The organism is Zavarzinia aquatilis (assembly GCF_003173035.1).
GTDB lineage: Bacteria > Pseudomonadota > Alphaproteobacteria > Zavarziniales > Zavarziniaceae > Zavarzinia > Zavarzinia aquatilis.
In genome coordinates this window covers 47,512-65,981 of the sequence record NZ_QGLE01000007.1, presented here as the reverse complement: position 1 = coordinate 65,981, position 18,470 = coordinate 47,512, and the positions used below count along the sequence as shown (strand labels likewise).

Annotated in this window: 16 protein-coding genes; 10 read left to right on the top strand and 6 right to left on the bottom strand. The window is 67.9% G+C overall.

Going from position 1 to position 18,470, the window contains the following annotated elements; all coding sequences use genetic code 11:
* Positions 1-94: 94 nt before the first annotated feature.
* From guaB to guaA, 5 genes are all read left to right on the top strand, one after another.
* A complete protein-coding gene (guaB, locus tag DKG74_RS12900; RefSeq protein WP_109906448.1) occupies positions 95-1,561 on the top strand; it encodes an IMP dehydrogenase in 1,467 nt (488 codons plus the stop codon).
* A 10-nt stretch (positions 1,562-1,571) separates the two neighbouring features.
* Positions 1,572-2,840 carry an RsmB/NOP family class I SAM-dependent RNA methyltransferase gene (locus DKG74_RS12895; protein WP_109906446.1) on the top strand — a complete coding sequence of 423 codons (1,269 nt, stop codon included), beginning with the start codon at positions 1,572-1,574 and terminating at the stop codon, positions 2,838-2,840.
* Between the two features lie 133 nt (positions 2,841-2,973).
* Positions 2,974-3,354 (top strand): tetratricopeptide repeat protein, encoded by a 381-nt coding sequence (locus DKG74_RS12890; protein ID WP_165837668.1) that lies wholly within the window; start codon positions 2,974-2,976, stop codon positions 3,352-3,354.
* Between the two features lie 291 nt (positions 3,355-3,645).
* On the top strand, positions 3,646-4,257 hold the full coding sequence (locus DKG74_RS12885) for a PleD family two-component system response regulator (protein ID WP_109906442.1): 612 nt from the start codon (positions 3,646-3,648) through the stop codon (positions 4,255-4,257).
* Positions 4,258-4,341: 84 nt separating this feature from the next.
* Positions 4,342-5,922, top strand: coding sequence for a glutamine-hydrolyzing GMP synthase (guaA, locus tag DKG74_RS12880; protein ID WP_109906440.1), 1,581 nt, complete (start codon positions 4,342-4,344; stop codon positions 5,920-5,922).
* A 26-nt stretch (positions 5,923-5,948) separates the two neighbouring features.
* Here guaA and DKG74_RS12875 read toward each other — a convergent pair whose 3' ends face one another.
* The 6 genes from DKG74_RS12875 to DKG74_RS12850 form a co-directional block, all read right to left on the bottom strand.
* Positions 5,949-8,072 (bottom strand): adenylate/guanylate cyclase domain-containing protein, encoded by a 2,124-nt coding sequence (locus DKG74_RS12875; protein WP_109906438.1) that lies wholly within the window; start codon positions 8,070-8,072, stop codon positions 5,949-5,951.
* Positions 8,059-8,817 carry a hypothetical protein gene (locus DKG74_RS12870; protein ID WP_109906436.1) on the bottom strand — a complete coding sequence of 253 codons (759 nt, stop codon included), beginning with the start codon at positions 8,815-8,817 and terminating at the stop codon, positions 8,059-8,061. The genes DKG74_RS12875 and DKG74_RS12870 overlap by 14 nt, the downstream gene beginning before the upstream one ends.
* 156 nt (positions 8,818-8,973) lie before the next feature.
* On the bottom strand, positions 8,974-10,107 hold the full coding sequence (locus DKG74_RS12865) for a CobW family GTP-binding protein (protein WP_109906434.1): 1,134 nt from the start codon (positions 10,105-10,107) through the stop codon (positions 8,974-8,976).
* A 63-nt stretch (positions 10,108-10,170) separates the two neighbouring features.
* Positions 10,171-10,926: a SapC family protein gene (locus DKG74_RS12860; protein WP_109906432.1), complete on the bottom strand. Its 756-nt coding sequence runs from the start codon at positions 10,924-10,926 to the stop codon at positions 10,171-10,173.
* Between the two features lie 78 nt (positions 10,927-11,004).
* The gene (locus DKG74_RS12855; protein ID WP_109906430.1) at positions 11,005-11,382 is read right to left on the bottom strand and encodes a DUF4112 domain-containing protein; all 378 of its coding nucleotides are present in this window, start codon (positions 11,380-11,382) and stop codon (positions 11,005-11,007) included.
* The gene (locus tag DKG74_RS12850; RefSeq protein WP_243404124.1) at positions 11,369-12,361 is read right to left on the bottom strand and encodes a TerC family protein; all 993 of its coding nucleotides are present in this window, start codon (positions 12,359-12,361) and stop codon (positions 11,369-11,371) included. Before DKG74_RS12850 ends, DKG74_RS12855 begins: the two co-directional genes overlap by 14 nt.
* Positions 12,362-12,578: 217 nt before the next feature.
* Here DKG74_RS12850 and DKG74_RS12845 point away from each other — a divergent pair, with 217 nt between their 5' ends.
* The 5 genes from DKG74_RS12845 (at position 12,579) to DKG74_RS12825 (ending at position 18,470) form a co-directional block, all read left to right on the top strand.
* Positions 12,579-13,370 carry a dienelactone hydrolase family protein gene (locus DKG74_RS12845; RefSeq protein WP_133251582.1) on the top strand — a complete coding sequence of 264 codons (792 nt, stop codon included), beginning with the start codon at positions 12,579-12,581 and terminating at the stop codon, positions 13,368-13,370.
* Positions 13,371-13,497: 127 nt separating this feature from the next.
* The gene (locus DKG74_RS12840) at positions 13,498-14,772 is read left to right on the top strand and encodes an imelysin family protein (protein WP_109906424.1); all 1,275 of its coding nucleotides are present in this window, start codon (positions 13,498-13,500) and stop codon (positions 14,770-14,772) included.
* Between the two features lie 11 nt (positions 14,773-14,783).
* A complete protein-coding gene (locus DKG74_RS12835; RefSeq protein ID WP_207779346.1) occupies positions 14,784-16,220 on the top strand; it encodes a di-heme oxidoreductase family protein in 1,437 nt (478 codons plus the stop codon).
* 11 nt (positions 16,221-16,231) lie between these two features.
* On the top strand, positions 16,232-17,359 hold the full coding sequence (locus DKG74_RS12830) for an imelysin family protein (protein ID WP_109906420.1): 1,128 nt from the start codon (positions 16,232-16,234) through the stop codon (positions 17,357-17,359).
* A gap of 1 nt (position 17,360) precedes the next feature.
* Positions 17,361-18,470 (top strand): DUF1513 domain-containing protein, encoded by a 1,110-nt coding sequence (locus DKG74_RS12825; protein ID WP_165837667.1) that lies wholly within the window; start codon positions 17,361-17,363, stop codon positions 18,468-18,470.

Genomic DNA, 18,470 nt, shown 5'->3' with positions numbered 1-18,470 from the left:
GCCTGCGTCTGCCGGCTAGGCCCCGGCGGGCGCCCGTGCTATAGAGCGCGACCCCGATTCAGGACCGCTCTTTTTGCTGCACACGGAGGATTAGATGCAGATCCGCGAAGCTCTCACCTTCGACGACGTGCTGCTGACGCCTGCCGCCTCCAGCGTACTGCCCGCCCAGGTCGACACCCGCACCCGCATCACCCGCTCGATCGAGCTGAACATCCCGCTGATGTCCGCCGCCATGGACACGGTGACGGAAAGCACCATGGCCATCGCCATGGCCCAGGCCGGCGGCATCGGCGTCATCCATCGCAACATGGACATCGACCAGCAGGCCGACCAGATCCGTCAGGTGAAGAAATTCGAGTCCGGCATGGTGGTCAATCCGGTGACCATCGCGCCGAACCGCACCCTGGCCGATGCCCATGCCCTGATGCGCAAATTCTCGATCTCGGGCATTCCGGTGGTCGAGCCGGCCTCGGGCAAGCTGGTCGGCATCCTGACCAATCGCGACGTCCGCTTCGCGACCGACGACACCCAGCTGATTTCCGAGCTGATGACCAAGGACAACCTGATCACGGTGAAGGACGGCATCGACCGGGGTGAAGCCAAGAAGCTGCTGCACAAATACCGGATCGAGAAGCTGCTGGTGGTCGACGACGCCTATCGCTGCGTCGGTCTGATCACGGTGAAGGATATCGAGAAGTCCCAGCAGCACCCCAATGCCGCCAAGGACAGCGCCGGCCGCCTGCGCGTCGCCGCCGCGACCACGGTGGGTTCTGACGGTTTCGCGAGGGCGGAGGCGCTGATCGCCGCCGGCTGCGATCTGATCATCGTCGATACCGCCCATGGCCATTCCCAGCGCGTGATCGACGCCGTCGCCGCGATCAAGCGCCTGTCGAACGAGACCCAGGTGGTGGCCGGCAATGTCGCGACCGCCGCCGCCGCCAGCGCCCTGATGGACGCGGGCGCCGATGCGATCAAGGTCGGCATCGGCCCGGGTTCGATCTGCACCACCCGCATGGTCGCCGGTGTCGGCGTGCCGCAGCTGACCGCGGTCATGGATGTCGCCGAAGTCTGCCGCAAGGCCGGCGTGCCGGTGATCGCCGACGGCGGCATCAAGCTGTCGGGCGATTTCGCCAAGGCGATCGCGGCCGGCGCTTCCGTCGCCATGGTCGGCTCGCTGCTGGCGGGGACCGACGAGGCGCCGGGCGAGATGTTCCTGTACCAGGGCCGCAGCTACAAGGCTTACCGCGGCATGGGCTCGGTGGGCGCCATGGCCCGCGGCTCGGCCGACCGCTACTTCCAGGAAGAAGTGAAGGACACGCTGAAGCTGGTGCCGGAAGGCATCGAGGGCCAGGTGCCCTACAAGGGTTCTGTCCACACCGTGATCCATCAGCTGGTCGGTGGCCTGCGCGCCGCCATGGGCTATACCGGCAGCGCCACGGTGCCGGATTTCCAGGACCGCGCCCAGTTCGTCCGCATCACCAACGCGGGTCTGCGTGAAAGCCACGTCCACGACGTGACGATCACGCGCGAAAGCCCGAACTACCCGCAGGGCGGCCGCTGAGGGCCAGCCCATGCAGCCCGCCGCCCGGATTTCCGCGGCGATCGAGATCCTGATCGAGATCGCCGCCGCGACGGAGGCGGCGGACCGCGTCGTCGACCGCTACTTCCGCAACCGGCGCTATGCCGGCAAGCAGGACCGCGCGGCGATCAATGGCATCGTCTGGTACGCCCTGCGCCGTCAGGGCAGCATCGCCCATCTGACCGGCGAGGCCGCGTCGCCCCGCCTGACCGCCATGGCCGCCGCCGTGCTCAGCGGCTTTACCGATGCCGCGACCCTGGAGGGCTGGTGCACGGGCGAGGGCCATGCCCCGGCGCCCTTGAGCGCGGCGGAGCGGGCGGGCCTTGGCCGTCTCGCCACGGTCGGCGATGTGCCGGACTGTGTCGCGGGCGATTACCCGGAAAGTCTCGATCCCCTGTTGCGCCGCCGCTTCGGCGACCGGCTCGGCGCTGTCATGGCGGCGATGGCCGGGCGCGCGCCGCTCGACCTTCGCGTGAACACGCTGAAGGCGACGCGGGAAGAGGTGCTGGGCGAACTCGCCGGTCTCGGCCTCAGGGCCGTGCCCTGCGCGCTCTCCCCGGTCGGCATCCGGATCGAGGGGCGGGAGCGGCTGGGTCAGCTTGCCCCCTTCGCCGAAGGCCGGATCGAGGTGCAGGACGAAGGCTCGCAGCTCGTCGCGCTGGCCTGCGCGGCGCGGCCCGGTCAAGCCATCGCCGATTATTGCGCCGGGGCAGGGGGTAAGGCGCTGGCGCTGGCCGCCGCCATGAACGGGCAGGGGCGCCTCCTCGCCCTCGATGTCGAGGAACGGCGCCTGTCGCGCATGAAGCCCCGGCTGGAGCGGGCGGGCATCGCCGGTTTCGTCGAAACCGCCGCGATCTCGCCCGAATTGATGGCGCGGGAGGCCGGCGCCTTCGATTGCGTGCTGGTCGACGCACCTTGCAGCCTGTCGGGCACCTGGCGGCGCAATCCGGCGGCGCGCTGGTCGCTGACCCCGGACCGCGTCGCCGAACTCGCCGAGCTGCAGGGCCAAATCATCGACGAGGCGGCCCGACTGGTCCGCCCCGGTGGTCGCCTCGTCTATGCCACCTGTTCCGTCTTTATGGAGGAGGACGAGGACGTGGTGGCGGGTTTCCTGACCCGGCATCCGGATTTCGCCCCGCTTGCCCTCGAACAGGCCCTGCCCGGAATCATGGACAACGGATTGGGCGTCGCGCTCGATCCCGCCGCTCAGGGCACGGATGGCTTTTTCGTGTCGGCCGTCACACGCGCCAGCGCCGGTTGAGCATAGCATTCCCCGGGTTTCCATTTCGGGGAGATGCGCGGCCATGCGCGGAACATTGCTTCTACCGTCTTTGGCTCTCACGGTTGTCCTGCGGGGGATGCCTTTCGCCCAGGCCGCGGGAACCGAAACCACCATGCCCTCGGTCGCGGCCACGCTCGACTACACCGCCGGCAAGGCCGCGGTCGAGGCGAAGGACTGGCCGATGGCCATCCGCCGTCTGACCGCCGCGGTCAGGGCCGACCCGGGCAATGCCGACGCGGAAAATCTGCTCGGCTTCGCCTATCGCAAGTCCGGTGACTACGAGGCGGCACAGAAGCACTACTGGCGGGCGCTGAAACTCGATCCGGATCATCGCGGCGCGCGCGAATATCTAGGCGAATCCTTTCTCGAGATGAAAATGCTACCCAAGGCGGAGGAGCAATTGTCACAACTCGTCCGTCTCTGCCCAGCGGGCTGCGATGAACGCAGCGATCTCGAGGCCGCGATCCAGCGTTATCGTCAGGAGAACCCCTGAGGCGCGCCTGTGGTTTCGCCGTCATTTTATTAGAAATCAATGACTTGGGAGGCCGGCGGCCGGTGCGTGGCATCGCGCCGCAATGAATGTGCAATGCGTTGCGACAAAGCCGTCGTGGCGTGATGTCGGAATGCGGGATTTAGGAATGCGGCCGCGCAATTTTTTTGCAATGCATCATGAATACATTCAATTTGGACTCAATTGCACCCGCGTTTCCGGCTGTGCCGGCTGAATCGGCAAGTCACGGAACGCAGGGTATGGGCTCAGGCGTTTGATACAGGGAATTCTTGAATGGCAAGCAGCGTCGAACCCAAGCGCCGCATCTGGGTCGGGCCGTCGGAATATTTCGTCGACAGCATCGGGGCGGCATTCGACGCCGCGCGGATGCGGTTCCAGCCGCTGACTTTCGTGCGCATCGAAATTGACCTGCGCGCCAGCGGCCTGCGCGACAGCCTGGGCGCGACGGAACATTGGATCGAACGTATCGCCTGCGCGGGCGACACCATTGGCTCACTCAGTGAAGGTCGCCTTGGCATGTTGGCCATCGGCCGGACGATGGAACAGATGCGCTTCGATCTCGAGGCCCTGTGGGAAGAAGCCATCGCCGAACCGGGCAAGGCAGCACGAATGCCCACGCTCAGTTTCGGCATCGCTGGTGTCGAGGGGTTCGGCGATGCTGTCGAAAGCATGATGGAGCGCGCCGAGGCCGCGCTGCGTTTCGGCCGCCGGACCGGGGGCTGGAAGGTCGTCTCGGCCTTCCGCTCGGGCGCCATGGTGGTCAGCGATTTCCAGGCCCTGATGCTCGAAGGCGCCGTCTGGCGGCTTGAAAACGCGGAAGATGGCCGGGCGGCCAGGGTCAAGCCGGTGACGGCCGTGGCGGGCATCGGTCTGTCGGCCGATTGATCGCTTCATCCTTGTGTGGAGGGCAGTGCAGGGGCCGCAAAAAGCCCGTTTACGGCGCCGCCGCAAATCAGTAGCGTCCGCGCCATGTCCGACATTGCCCTTCCCCCCGTCCATTCCGCCACCGACACCATTCTGATCGTTGACTTCGGCTCGCAGGTGACCCAGCTCATCGCCCGCCGCGTCCGCGAAGCCGGTGTCTATTGCGAGATCGTTCCCTTCGCCAAGGCCAAGGAGGGCTATGAGCGCCTGAAGCCCAAGGCGGTCATCCTGTCGGGCAGCCCGGCCTCGGTGACCGAGGCGGATGGCCCCCGCGCGCCGGACGAAATCCTGAATTCCGGCAAGCCGATCTTCGGCATCTGCTATGGCGAACAGGTGATCTGCCATCAGATGGGCGGCAAGGTCGAACCCGGCAACGACCGCGAATTCGGCCGCGCCCAGCTCGAGGTGATCGAATCCTGCCGCCTGTTCGACGGGCTGTGGCAGGCGGGCGACGCGCCCCAGGTGTGGATGAGCCATGGCGACCGCGTGACCGCGATCCCGCCGGGTTTCCGCGTTGTCGCCACTTCGCCCGGCGCGCCCTTCGCGGCCATCGCCAATGACGAGAAACGCATCTACGCCGTCCAGTTCCACCCCGAGGTGGTGCATACGCCGGACGGCGCCAAGCTGATTTCCCGCTTCGTGCACGAAGTCGCCGACTGCAAGGCCGACTGGACCATGCACGCCTTCCGCGAGGCGGAAATTGCCCGCATCCGCGCCCAGGTCGGCAAGGGCAGGGTGATCTGCGGCCTCTCGGGCGGGGTCGATTCCTCCGTCGTCGCCGTGCTCCTGCACGAGGCGATCGGCGACCAGCTGACCTGCGTCTTCGTCGATACCGGCATGATGCGCGCGGGCGAGGCGGAGGAGGTCGTGACCCTGTTCCGCGACCATTACAACATCCGCCTGATCCATTCCGACGCCAGCACGCTCTTCCTCGACAAGCTGGCCGGCGTGACCGATCCCGAAAGTAAGCGCAAGATCATCGGTGCCACCTTCATCGACGTCTTCGAGCAGGAAGCCAAGGCCATCGGCGGCGCCGACTTCCTCGCGCAAGGCACGCTCTATCCGGACGTGATCGAAAGCGTCTCCTTCTCCGGCGGCCCCTCGGTCACCATCAAGTCGCACCACAATGTGGGCGGCCTGCCGGCGCGGATGCGGATGCAGCTGGTCGAGCCCCTGCGCGAGCTGTTCAAGGACGAGGTCCGGGCTCTCGGCCGCGAACTCGGCCTGCCCGCCGCCTTCGTCGGCCGCCACCCGTTCCCCGGCCCCGGCCTCGCCATCCGCATCCCCGGCGATATCACCTTCGAGAAGCTGGAAATCCTGCGCAAGGCCGACCGCATCTATCTCGAAGAAATCCGCAAGGCCGGCCTCTATGACGAGATCTGGCAGGCCTTCGCCGTGCTGCTGCCGGTGCGCACGGTCGGCGTGATGGGCGACGGCCGCACCTACGACCAGGTCTGCGGCCTGCGCGCGGTGACCTCGGTCGACGGCATGACCGCCGACAGCTATCCCTTCGAGCACGCCTTCCTGTCCCGCGTCGCGACCCGCATCATCAACGAGGTGAAGGGCATCAACCGCGTCGTCTACGACATCACCTCGAAGCCGCCGGGCACCATCGAGTGGGAGTGACCCTGTAGGGGCGCAACATTGCTCCTCTACTTCGTCTCCAGCGTATAGCGCCCGTCCCAGTCGGCGGGGGGCGGGGTCTCGCTGTAACGCTTCGCGCGCTCCTGGTACAGGGCGGAGACGGGGTCCGTGGGGGCCAGGCGGGCGAAGGCGGCTTCGGCGGCGGTGAAGTCGCGGGCGAGGTAGAGGTCGAGCGCGGCGGTGAAGGCGGCGGCGAGGGTGTGTTGCGCGGGGCCGGCTTCGCTGCGGCGGCCCATCAGCTCGAAGATCGGCACGGGCTTGGTCTTGCCCTTGACCACCAGCCGGTCGATGGGGCGCAGCAGGAAGGCGTCGCCCAGTTTCTCGGCCGTCGGACCGGAGACGATGACGTGGCTGCCATAGTGGTTGTTCGCCCCCTCGAGACGGGAGGCGAGATTGACCACGTCGCCGGTTACCGTGTAGTTCAGCCGCGTGCGCGAGCCCATGTTGCCGACCACGGCTTCGCCGCTGGCGATGCCGATGCGGGTGCCGAGCGGTTTCAGGCCGAACAGGGGAACCACCACCTCGGCATTGAAGCGGTCGAGGGCGGTGCGCGCGTCGAGCGCGGCCTCGGCGGCCAGGCGCTCCGCCTCGTCCTGATTGAGCGGGGCGCCCCAGACCGCCATGACGGCATCGCCGATATATTTGTCGACATAGCCTTCGCGGGCTTCGATCGCCCCGGTCAGCACGGTCAGATACTGGTTCACCACCTCGACGAAGCGTTCGGGATCGGCGGCGAGGCGCTCGCTGAGCGAGGTGAAACCGACCATGTCGGAGAAGAAAATGGTGACCTGACGCCGCTCCCCGCCGAGGCGGAGCGCGCCCGCGTCCTCGGCCAGGCGATCGACGAGGGCGGGGGCGAGGTAATGACGGAAGGCGTGCTGGATGCGGCGCCGGCCGCCGTCCTCGATCACGAAACGATAGGCATAGAGCCCGGCGAAGAGGACGATGGCGCCCCCGGCCAGCGGCAGCACGGGCACGACAACACCCCCCGCCAGCGCGACGACCGTGCCGAGAAACAGGAGGGCGACGGCGACAAGCGCGACCAGGGCGCCCATCGCCGGCCGCAGCACGAAGAAGCCGAGGCCGAGCAGCAGGAACCAGGCAAAGCTCATGGCCGCCTCGGCTGGCGGCGGCAGGGGCAGTAACCACGCGCCCTTGGTGATCGTGTTGATGGCGGCGGCGTGGATCAGCACCCCAGGCATCGACGAGCGGCTGCCAAGCGGGCGGAAGCGTTCGGGATCGGCGGCGACGCGGCAGCGCGGCGGGTCGCGGCTGGCGTCGCCCTCGGTCAGGGCGAGGCGCTTGGCACCGCGGAAACGGTCCTCGATATCCAGAGTCTCGCCAACGAGGACGATCTTGCCGGCGAAGGCGCGGGTGAGATAGTCGGTGTCGCCCGCCTCGATACAGGCATGGATGTCGGCGAGACTATAGGTCGGGATATCGCCCGGCCCGGTGTTGAAATTGATCAGGAAGTCGCGCGCCGGCACCGGAAAGCCCGCCCGCGCCGCGAGTTCGGTGCCGAAGGAGGTGACGCTGCCGCCACCTTCCAGCGGATAGCGCGCGATATAGGAACGTACCACGTCGTCATCGTCGAAGGCGAGGTTGAGCAGGCGGATATTGTCGTCGCCCCGCGCCGCCAGTCGCTGGGCGGCATGGGGGCGCAGCACCTCGCGCGAGAGCTTCGCCTCGCCCAGCACCAACTTGCCGGCGTCGGCCGCCTTGCGCAGCGCAATCAGGAACGGCCGGTCGCGGCCCTGCAACAGGTCCGGCCGGTCGAGGGTGACCGGAAAGACCACGTCGAAGCCGATGGCCCTGGCCCCGCCTGCGAGGGCGGCGTCGATAATTCGGGCGAGCTGCGGCGTCCAGGCGACCTTGGGCGTCTGGTCAAAGGGGGGGATGTGATAGGTCTGCTCGTCGATGGCGACGAGGACGACGTCCGAGGCTTCGGGCGGGAACAGCGGCCCGAACAGGGCATGGCGCAGCGGCAAGGCGAAGTCGATGCCCGCGCGAGCGAGGAAACCCAGCGGGCCGGCGAGGATCGCCGTCGTCAGCAGCGCCGCGAGCACGGTGGACAGGCCCGCCCGCCGCAGCCAGGGGCGGGGCGGGCGGGCCGTCCGGTCAGGGTTTGGCAACCGGCACCAGGCGGTTGGCCAGCGTGTCCGGCAGGCTCAGGGTCGGGTCGATCGAGAAGCGCGCGACGCCGATGATCGCCCCGCCGGAGCGGACTTCGACCCGGTAAGGCACATTGGCCGACAGGCGCGGCGCCGAGGCCGGATATTCGAGATGGCCGTTCTCGCCCTGGCCCGACCACACGAGTTCCGCCGGCACGCGGCCGATGTTGAACACACGGACATCGCCGGTGCCGCCGGCCAGCCAGCTGAAGGCCGGAACGGAAGAACGGATGACCCGGTCCTGAATCTCGTCGGCGAGGCCGTCAAGGCCGGTGCCGCGCACCGCGACCGCCCCCGCCTCGGTGGCATTCGCGGCGACCTGGGCCGAGACATTGGCGCAGCTCGTGGCGACGCTGGGGGTTACCGTGCCGCCGGTCACGGTGGCGCCGGTCGCGGCGAAGCTGACCTTGCCGCCGACGATAATCTCGCTGCGGCAGCCCTCGAGATAGGACACCACCAGCTTGCCGTCGGTGCCGAGGTCAATGGTCTGGCCGGCATAGATGAAATCCATGAAGCCGACGCCCGCCCCGGCGACCGAGATATCCTCGACCACGGCGATCGCGTTGGTGCCGAGATGCGCCAGCGGCGCCTGGGCGCGGGCGATCTGCGCCCCGGCGCCGAACAGCGCGAGGGCGGCGGCTGTGCCGGCAAGGGCGACGAACGCCCCGCCAAAACCCCGACCCGACATCCGGTTGAACTCGTTCATGACTGCCTTCCATCAAAGAATGGCGCCCGCCTCGCGGCGGCGGCGACAGCAAGACCATAGGATAGCCGCCGGTGCAGGGCAGTGATGGTAGTCACCTCCGGGCCCTTTTGGAAACCCCGGACGGGTCGAGCCGGCGGATTTCCAAAAAGGGCTCCATTAGCCCGAAGCAAGGCCGCTCAGACGGGGGTCGTAGCGCGGGGAATCGGCCGGGGCATCGCCGGTGAAGGCGGCGAAAGTGTCGCGAATCACCGCTTCGTCGAGATCGCGGGTGATGAAGACGATGCGGCTGCGCCTGTCTTCGCCCGGCCAGGCGGGCAATTCCACCGCCGGATGGAACAGGTGCTGCACGCCGTGAATCGCCACCGGCCGCTCGTGCCCGATCAGATTGACGATGCCCTTGATGCGCAGAAGGTTGGGGCCCCGGAACGAGGTCAGCACGTTCAGCCAGGATTCGAAGGCGAGGGGGTCCAGCGGCCGTTCGATCACGAAGCAGAAGGCGCGGATGCGGTCGTCATGTCGGTTCGGGTCGTGGTGATGGTGGCCGTGATGATCGTGATCGCCATGGTCATGATCGTGGTCGTGATCGTGATCGTGATGCTCGTAGGCTTCGGCCTTCAGCCACCTGGCGACATCGGCGCTCTTGCTCGCCGGATCGAACAGGCCGACGTCGAGGATCTGCGCGGGGTCGATGGCACCCTGCAGCACGCGAAGGCGCGGCGCCGCCGGGTTCAGGCGGGCGAGGCGGGCCTCCAGCGCGGCAAGGGTGGCGGCATCGGCGAGGTCGCTCTTGGTCAGCAGCAGACGGTCCGCCATGGCGGCCTGTTTTACCGCTTCCTCGTGTTGGTTCAGCGTGTCATCGCCGCAAACGGCGTCGACCGTCGCGACGACACCGTCGAGCCGGTAACGCGCGGCGACCAGCGGATCGGCCATCAGCGTGTGGATGATCGGCGCCGGATCGGCGAGGCCGGTGGTCTCGATCACCACGCGCTCGAATTCCGGCACTTCACCCCGCACACGTTGCAGGAACAGCCGACGCAGGGCGTCGATCAGATCGCCCTTCACGGTGCAGCACAGGCAGCCGGATTTCAGCAGCACCATGTCGTCGCGGGCGCTGGCGACCAACTCGTGGTCGAGGCCGATTTCGCCGAATTCATTGATGATGACCGCGGTCTGCGCCATGCCGGGATGGCGTAGCAGGCCGTTGAGCACCGTGGTCTTGCCGCTGCCGAGAAAGCCGGTGAGCAGGGTGACGGGAACGCCGGTATCGGCGGCGGAAGGGGTCTGGGTCATGCCGACGTTATAATATCACATTCCCGGTGCCGCAAGCGGCCCGGCACCGGGATGCGAGGCCGATCAGCCGAGGCGGGCCTGGATGCGCTCGACCAGCAGCGGCCAGCGGCGCAGCGAGATGAAATGGGCGATGATGGCGGTCATGAAGCCGCGCTTGGTCCAGTCCAGCACCACATCGTCCGGCAGGGCGCGGAACTTGTCCTCGTTCACGACCTGGAAGCCGCCCATCGTATAGGCGCGGCCCTTGCGGTCCTTCAGCTCGACATTGCGCGGGGTCAGCAGGTCGTGCTGGACCAGGATTTCGGCGAAGGCGCGGGTCGCGATCAGCTGCTTCTGATAGGCTTCGCAGAAGGCGAGGGACGCCTTGGCGAAGTCGCTCGGCTGGCCGTTCTCGAACAGGGCCTGACCTTCGCTGCCACCTTCGACGACATTGGCCGCGCCGCGGTCGATGCAGAGGGTGAGGCGGTCCTGTTCCGGCAGCTCGAGGAAAATGAAGGGATAGCGCCGGACATAGGCCGGCACGGGAAAGCCCGGCAGCCAGCGGCTCTTCAGGTCGAGGAACAGGTTCTCGTTATCCCGGAGGCCAACGATGGCGACGGCGGCGGGCGAGGGGCCCTGCGTGAAGACGATCGGATAGGCCCCGGCGCAATCGAGGAATTCCTCGGCCACGATGGGCACCGAATTGGCCTTGGCGGCGAATTTCAGATTGTCGGGCGCCTTGACGCGCAATTGGGCATGGGGTGCCGAGTTCAGCACTTCGGGCTTGCTGTAGAACAGGGGCAGGGCGGCGGCTGCCGCCGGCTGGGTCTGTTGGCTCACGGTTCTTCTCTGACGGTTGCTTCGGTCTGCCCGCTTCGGACGGTGCCACTATAGGCAGTGGAGCATGACGGGCGAAGGTCAATCTTCACCGAGCGCGGGGTGTCTTCTGGCGAGATCGCGCCTGATCAGGGCGATATTGCGGGTATTGGCGCGGAACAGCACGTCGGCATAGTCGCCGATGACGGGCACGAGGCCGATGGCGAAATCGAGCCCGATGTTGCCGGCCATGCGCAGCACCGTGCCCCGCCGGGCGCCCAGGCGGGCGCCCTCGACCACGATGCCGGCGGAGATCAGCGCCGAAACCAGGTCGCCCGCCCCGGGCACGAGGCCGATCAGGGCATCGAGCCCGACCGGCACCCGGACGATGGGCAGGCGCCAGCGCGTCTCCATCAGACGCGCCAGCTTTTCCAGCCGCCGCAGGCGACGCCGGATATCGGCCGGATCAGGACTCGCCACGATCCTCGCCCTTCTGCGGCGAGCCGACGACCCAGCCGCGCGGCAGGGCGACCTCGCCCTCCGGCGCCTTGCGCAGCAGCGAGAGGCCGATCGAGCCGAAGACGAGCACGGCGGTCGCGATCAGGGCATATTCGGTCGGGATCGTCTTCGCGCCGAACCAGCCGTTCACCAGCATCTTCACCCCGACGAGGACGAGAACGAGCGAGAGCGCGTATTTCAGCAGATGGAAGCGGTGGACGACGCCCGCCAGCGCGAAATAGAGCGCGCGCAGGCCGAGGATGGCGAAGACATTCGCGGTGAAGACGATGAAGGCATCCTGCGACACCGCCAGCACGGCGGGGATCGAATCGACGGCGAAGACGAGGTCCGACGCCTCGACCACGACGAGGGTCAGGAACAGCGGCGTCGCGTAGAGCAGGCCGTTGCGGCGGACGAAGAAGCGGGCCCCCTCGAAATCCTCGGTCACGCGGAAGCGCCGCTTGATGAAGCCGATGATGCGGTTGTTCTCCATGTCCGGCTCGGCGTCGGCCGCCAGCAGCATCTTGACACCGGTGATCACGAGGAAGGCACCGAAGACGTAGATCAGCCAGTGGAAATTGGCGATCAGCTCGACGCCCGCGAAGATCAGCACGGCGCGCATGACGAGGGCGCCGAGAATGCCCCACAGGAGCACCCGGTGCTGATATTCCGCCGGCACCGCGAAATGGCTGAAGATCAGCACGAAGACGAAGATATTGTCGATCGACAGGCTCTTCTCGATCAGGAAGCCGGTCAGGAAGGCCCAGCCGTCCGCCTCGCCCCGGAAATAGAACACGCCGACGGCGAAAATCATCGCGAGGGCGATGTAGAACAGGCTGGAGAGCAGCGCCTCCGAGACCTTCACGGCGCGCGGCTTCTTGTGCACGACCCCGAGGTCGAGCGCGATGAGGACGAGAACGAAAAGGGCGAAACCCGCCCAAGCCCAGATTGAAGTTGCCACTTGGCCCCCCGGCGGCGGGAGAGGCCGGCACGCCTTTCCCCCCTGATGTGACGACAAGGTTCCGACATCGAAGCGCGCAATGCCGACGCATCTTCCAGAGGGGCCCGGAACCTGTTGCGCTGCACATAATGCTGCCCGGCGCTGCTGCAAGGGGTGCGGCCAAAATTTCGTCGCCATCCCGTGGGGTGTCGCCTAGTCTGGCGCCGTGTACCCGATCTTGCGCCTTGCGCGCCTGCCGATCCTGCTCTGCCTGGGCCTGCTGACGGCCTGCGGTCTGTTTTCCGACGAGGAGATCGTCTGGCAGCAGACGCGCCTCTATGTTCCCTGGACCGCGACCCTCGACGGGACCGCCGCCGAAGGCAGCGTCGCCGATTTCATGGCGCAGGGCGGAAGCGAGGACGATCCGCTGGCCGGGCGTTTGCGGGTGGGGACGAGCCTGCCGCTGGTCGTCTTCCTGCACGGTTGTTCGGGCGAACTCGCGGGAATGCCCGAGAAATTCCAGAAGCGCGGCTTCATCGTCGCGGCGCCTTCCTCCTTCGCCCGGCCGGATCGCCCGGTCAGTTGTGGCGATATCGGCCCCGAGACCATCCGCTGGCGACAGGAAGAGGCGCGCTGGGTGATCGAGCGTCTGTCGCGCGCGCCCTGGCTCGACCGTCATGGCATTGCCGTGGTCGGCGCCTCGGAAGGCGGGCTGGCGGTCGCGCAATTCGCCGAGGCGCCGAAGGATGTGGTGGCCTTCGTCATCCTCGGCTGGACCTGCACGGATCGCGACAACAGCGATTTCGACGGGGTGCGGGTGCCGGCGGGCAGGGCGGTCTATGCCGCCGTTGGCGATCTCGACCCCGCCGTCGCGAGCGGCCGCACCGGCGGCACCTGCGAGCGGGCGCTGGCCGGCCGTCCTGGCGCGCGCGCGGTTACCATTCGCGGCCTCGGCCACAATGTGCCGGGCGACGATATTTTCGACGATATCGCCGCCTTCATCGGCGGCGCCCGCCGCGGCACGCCCTGAAGCCTCTTCCCGCCGGATTTGCGCCCGCGGCAAAACTTCTGCCGTAGCCCTTGCGCCTCGCCACCGCTGCTATTAATAATGCGTCGCAAGATTATGGATGGGCACTGGCCCGGGAATGGAGGCATTGATGATCGGCAGGAATTGGGCCGCGGCGACGGCGGCGGGCGTGATCGCGCTTTATGGTCTTCCGGCGTTGGCGGGGACGGACAAGGCGGCGGTGGTCAAGGCCTATGCCGATATCGCGGAAGCCACTTTCGGCGACAGCCTGTCCACGGCCAAGGTGCTGCAGGCCGCGATCGAAAAGCTGGTGGCCGAGCCGTCGGAAGCCAATCTGGCCGCCGCGCGCACGGCCTGGATCGCTGCCCGCGTGCCCTATCAGCAGTCGGAAGTCTATCGCTTCGGCAATGCCATCGTCGACGACTGGGAGGGCAAGGTGAATGCCTGGCCGCTCGATGAAGGCCTGATCGACTATGTCGCCGAAAGCTACGGCACCGAGTCGGACGAGAATCCGTTCTACGCCGCCAATGTCATCGCCAACAAGCAGCTGAAGGCCGGCGGCGAGACCATCGACGCGACGGAGATCACGACGGAAGTCCTGCAGAAATTGCAGGAAGCGGGCGGGGTCGAATCCAATGTCGCCATCGGTTACCACGCCATCGAATTCCTGCTCTGGGGCCAGGATCTGAACGGCACCGGGCCGGGCGCCGGCAACCGGCCCTGGACCGACTACGCCAAGGGCGACGCCTGCACCAACGGCAACTGCGACCGGCGCGGCGCCTATCTGACCTCGGCGACGGCGCTTCTGGTCGAGGATCTGTCGTGGATGGCGGACCAGTGGAAGACCGGCGGCGATGCGCGCAAGCAGCTCGATGAAAAGGGCGCGGATGGTGGCATCGTCACCATCCTGACCGGCCTCGGCAGTCTGTCCTATGGCGAGCTGGCGGGCGAGCGCACCAAGCTCGGCCTCATCCTCCACGACCCGGAGGAAGAGCAGGACTGCTTCTCCGACAATACCCACAATTCGCATTACAACGACGTCGTCGGCATGGTGAATGTCTACAAGGGCAGCTACACCCGCGTCGACGGCAGCAAGGTTTCCGGTCCCTCGCTGTCCGCGCTGGTGACCGAGGCCGATGCCGCCCTCGGCGCCGAGGTCGACGGCAAGCTGGCGGCGACCCTCGCCGCCGCGGGCGCGGTCAAGGCCCGGGCCGAGAAGACCGAGCATTACGACCAGATGATCGGCGCCAATAATCCGGAAGGTAACGCCGCCATCCAGAAGCTGGTCGATGGCCTGACCGATCAGACCCGCTCGTTCGAGCGGATCATCACCGCCCTCAAGCTGCAGCCGGTCGAATTCGAGGGTTCGGACAGCCTCGACAATCCGTCCGCCGTCGCAAAGTAACGCCGGCCGAATTGAAGCGTTCATCGTTTGCTTACCCGCTGCTTGCCGCCACCTTCGGGGTGGCGGCACTGGGCGGGGTCGCGCTGGCCGGTCTCCCCGGGGTGGAGCCCGGGGAGGATCGGCCGGGGGGCGCGGCGACGGCGCGTGTCGCGCGCGATGTCCGCGCCTTCACTCATCCGTCGGCCAATCTGAGCCTGGAGCGGCGGATGGAATTCCGCCTCGGCGACGCGATTTTTCGCAAGCTCTGGGCGTCTTCGCCGTCGTCGACCACGGCGTCGGACGGACTGGGGCCGCTCTATAACGCCCGTTCCTGCCAGAGTTGCCATCTGCGCGACGGTCGGGGCCGTGTGCCCTTGCCGGGCGAGACGGCGGTTTCCCTGTTTCTTCGCCTCAGCGTGCCGCCGCGTGATGACGCGGAGCGGGCGCGGCTGGCATCGGGCGAGGTTCCTGTCCTGCCCGAGCCGACCTATGGCACCCAGTTGCAGAATGCCGCCGTTCATGGCCTCACGGGCGAGGGGCGCATGGTCCTGACCTATGCCGAGGAAACGGTCGAACTGGCGGGTGGCGAGACAGTCTCCCTGCGCCGTCCTGCCTATACCGTTGCCGATCTCGCCTATGGCCCGATGGCGGCGGATGTCATGATCTCGCCCCGCATGGCGCCGCCGATGATCGGTCTTGGCCTGCTCGAGGCGATTCCGGAGGCCGATATTCTGGCCGGCGCTGACCCGGATGACGTCGATGGCGACGGCATTTCCGGCCGGCCCAATCTTCTGGGGGTGGAAAAGCGCCTCGGCCGTTTCGGCTGGAAGGCAGGCCAGCCCGATGTCGCGGCGCAAAGCGCCCATGCGCTTGCAGGCGATATCGGCCTGTCCAGCCCGGCCGTGCCCTTTTCCCATGGCGATTGCACGGCGGCGCAAACCGCCTGCCTTTCCGCGCCGACGGGCGACGATCCCGTTGCCGGGGTCGAGGTCACGCAACCCGTCTTCGACATGTTGACCTTTTACACCCGCCATCTCGCCGTGCCCGCCCGGCCCCGGGCGGCAGATGCGGATGTCCTTGCCGGCAAGGCGAAATTCGCCGAGGCCGGCTGTGCCGCCTGTCACCGCCCGTCCTTCGTCACGGCGGCGGATGCGACCGATCCCGAGCTGGCCGGCCAGCGCATCTATCCCTATACCGACCTCCTGCTGCACGACATGGGGCCCGATCTCGCCGACGACCGGCCGGAGGCGCGGGCCAGCGGCAGCGAATGGCGCACGCCGCCGCTCTGGGGCATCGGCTTGACGCAGCAAGTCTCCGGTCGTACCGAATTCCTGCACGACGGCCGCGCCCGCAGCCTGACCGAGGCCATTCTCTGGCATGGCGGCGAGGCGGCGGCCGCCCGTAACCGTTTCATCGCCCTGACGCCGGAAGACCGGCGCCTGCTGGTCGAATTCCTGCGTTCGCTGTAAGGAGGGCGCCCATGCGCCGTTGGTTCAGGATTCTTTCCGTCGCCGGCCTGATCGCCGGGGTACCGTCCGCCGCGGCCTTCGCCCAGGAAGATGACGAGGGGCCGGCGCTGTCCGCCGCCGACCAGACCGCGCTGTCGGCGATGAATGCGTCCATCGTCGACCGGCATGTGACGCCCGCCTTCAAGGCGCAGGCTGCCGCTGCCGCCCTTTTCGCCGCCAACGCGGAATTGTTCTGCAAGGCGCCCGACGCGTCCGGCCTCGACGTCCTGCGCACCAGCTATGGCGCTGTCTCCGACGCCTGGCAGGGGGTGCAGCATCTGCGCTTCGGCCCGACCGAGCTGTTCATGCGCTCGTCCCGCCTGATGTTCTGGCCCGACCCGCGCGACAGCGTCGGCCGCCAGCTGGGCGAGCTTCTGGCCAGGAAGGACCCGGCGCTCTTTGCCGCCGACACGTTGCAGGGGCAGAGCGTTTCGGTCCAGGGCCTGCCGGCGCTGGAGCGGCTGCTGTTCGGCGAGGACGCGAAGAAGCTGCTCGCCGGCGACGAGGAGGCGGCGCTGCGCTGTGCTGCCATCGTCGGCATCGCCAGCAACATCAAGTCGATCGCCGACGGTGCCGCGGCCGACTGGTCGGGTGGCGGTGTCGCTTATGACAAGGCGATCAAGCAGGCGGGGCCCGAGAACGAGCTGTATCGCACGCCATCGGAAGCGACGGTCGAGCTGTTCAAGGCGCTTTACCTCGCGACGGAAGTCGTCGCCGACCGCAAGCTGGCCCGTGCCCTTGGCGACAAGCCGGAGACCGCGCGGCCCCGCCTGCTCGAGCAATGGCGCAGCGGCCGCTCCTTGCGCAACATCCAGATCGACCTCGCCGCCGCCGCCGCCCTGTGGCGCGCGGGGATGAGCGATGTCGTCCGCCAGCGCGACGCAGGCGTCGCGGCCGAGGTCGAGGCCGCGCTCGACAAGGCGGTGAAGGATGCCGAGGCGATCCCGGCGCCACTGGACACCGCGCTGTCCGATCCCGCCCGCCGCCCGGCGGTCGAGGCGGTGGTGGCCGATGCGGTCGCCGCCAAGACCCTGATCGCCAACAAGCTGGCGCCGGTGCTGGGCATTCCGCTCGGCTTCAATGCCCTCGATGGCGATTGAAATGACCAGGGTTACGAGACGGATCGTCAGCCTCGGCCTGGCGGCGACAGGTCTGCTCGGCCTGTCGGGGCGGCGGGCGCGGGCGTCGGCGCCGCTCTGGTTCGGCACGCGGCTCGACGCGGGGCAGGCGGCTTTCGCCACCGCCTTCGACAGCGATGGACGGGCCGCGATCGACCTGCCGCTGCCGGCGCGGGGACATGGCATCGCCATCGCGCCGGACAGGCGCGTGGCCGTCGTCATGGGCCGGCGGCCGGGCCTGTTCGCGCTCGCGGTCGAGGTGCCGTCGGGCCGGGTGCTGGCCCAGGTCGCGCCGCCCGAAGGCCGACACTTTTGCGGTCACGCGGTCTTCAGCGCCGATGGCCGCCTGTTGCTGGCGACCGAAACCGACTGGGAGGGGGAGAGGGGCCTGATCGGCGTCTATGACGCGGCGGCCGGTTTTGCCCGCATCGCCGAATGGGACACGGGCGGTCTCGATCCCCACGATGTCCGGCTGCTGCCGGGCGGCGGGCGGATCGTCGTCGCCAATGGCGGCATCCTGACCCATCCCGATGCGCCGGGCGCCAAACTGAATCTGGCGGAGATGGATTCGTCACTGGCGATCATCGACATCGGAACCGGGGAAATCGCACGGCAGCTGCGCCTGTCACCCGAGTTGTTTCAGCTCTCCATCCGTCATCTGGTGATCGGGGCGGACGGCGGCGTCGGCTTCGTCATGCAGTACGAGGGGCCGGCGGGCGACGCCGTGCCGCTGGCGGGCCTGCTGCGGACGGATGGCACGGTCACTCTGCTCGACATGCCGAGGGAGCGGCTGTCGGACCTGCGCCATTACTGCGGCAGCGCGGCCAGCGATGTCTCGGGCACCATCTTCGGCATGACCAGCCCGCGCGGCGGTCAGGCTGCCTTCTTCCGCTTCGCCGACGGCGCCTATCTGGGCAGCCGGCCCTTGTCGGACGTCTGCCCCATTGCCGCCGATCCCGCCCGGCCCGGCCATTTCTACATGGCGGGCGGCCACGGCGGGATCGAGCGGGTCAGCCCGGGCGAGACCGGGACGCAACTGGCGTCCCCGCTCGCCCGTGGCGCCCTGTGGGACAATCACATGGCGCTGGTGTAA

What these genes read in the sequence shown, in the direction of transcription:
- DKG74_RS12885 (WP_109906442.1), top strand. Translation starts at nt 3,646, where the DNA reads ATGGCAAGCAGCGTCGAACCCAAGCGCCGCATCTGGGTCGGGCCGTCG.
- DKG74_RS12830 (WP_109906420.1), top strand. Translation starts at nt 16,232, where the DNA reads ATGCGCCGTTGGTTCAGGATTCTTTCCGTCGCCGGCCTGATCGCCGGG.
- DKG74_RS12825 (WP_165837667.1), top strand. Translation starts at nt 17,361, where the DNA reads ATGACCAGGGTTACGAGACGGATCGTCAGCCTCGGCCTGGCGGCGACA.
- DKG74_RS12890 (WP_165837668.1), top strand. Translation starts at nt 2,974, where the DNA reads ATGCCCTCGGTCGCGGCCACGCTCGACTACACCGCCGGCAAGGCCGCG.
- DKG74_RS12895 (WP_109906446.1), top strand. Translation starts at nt 1,572, where the DNA reads ATGCAGCCCGCCGCCCGGATTTCCGCGGCGATCGAGATCCTGATCGAG.
- DKG74_RS12865 (WP_109906434.1), bottom strand. Translation starts at nt 10,107, where the DNA reads ATGACCCAGACCCCTTCCGCCGCCGATACCGGCGTTCCCGTCACCCTG.
- DKG74_RS12870 (WP_109906436.1), bottom strand. Translation starts at nt 8,817, where the DNA reads ATGAACGAGTTCAACCGGATGTCGGGTCGGGGTTTTGGCGGGGCGTTC.
- guaB (WP_109906448.1), top strand. Translation starts at nt 95, where the DNA reads ATGCAGATCCGCGAAGCTCTCACCTTCGACGACGTGCTGCTGACGCCT.
- guaA (WP_109906440.1), top strand. Translation starts at nt 4,342, where the DNA reads ATGTCCGACATTGCCCTTCCCCCCGTCCATTCCGCCACCGACACCATT.
- DKG74_RS12840 (WP_109906424.1), top strand. Translation starts at nt 13,498, where the DNA reads ATGATCGGCAGGAATTGGGCCGCGGCGACGGCGGCGGGCGTGATCGCG.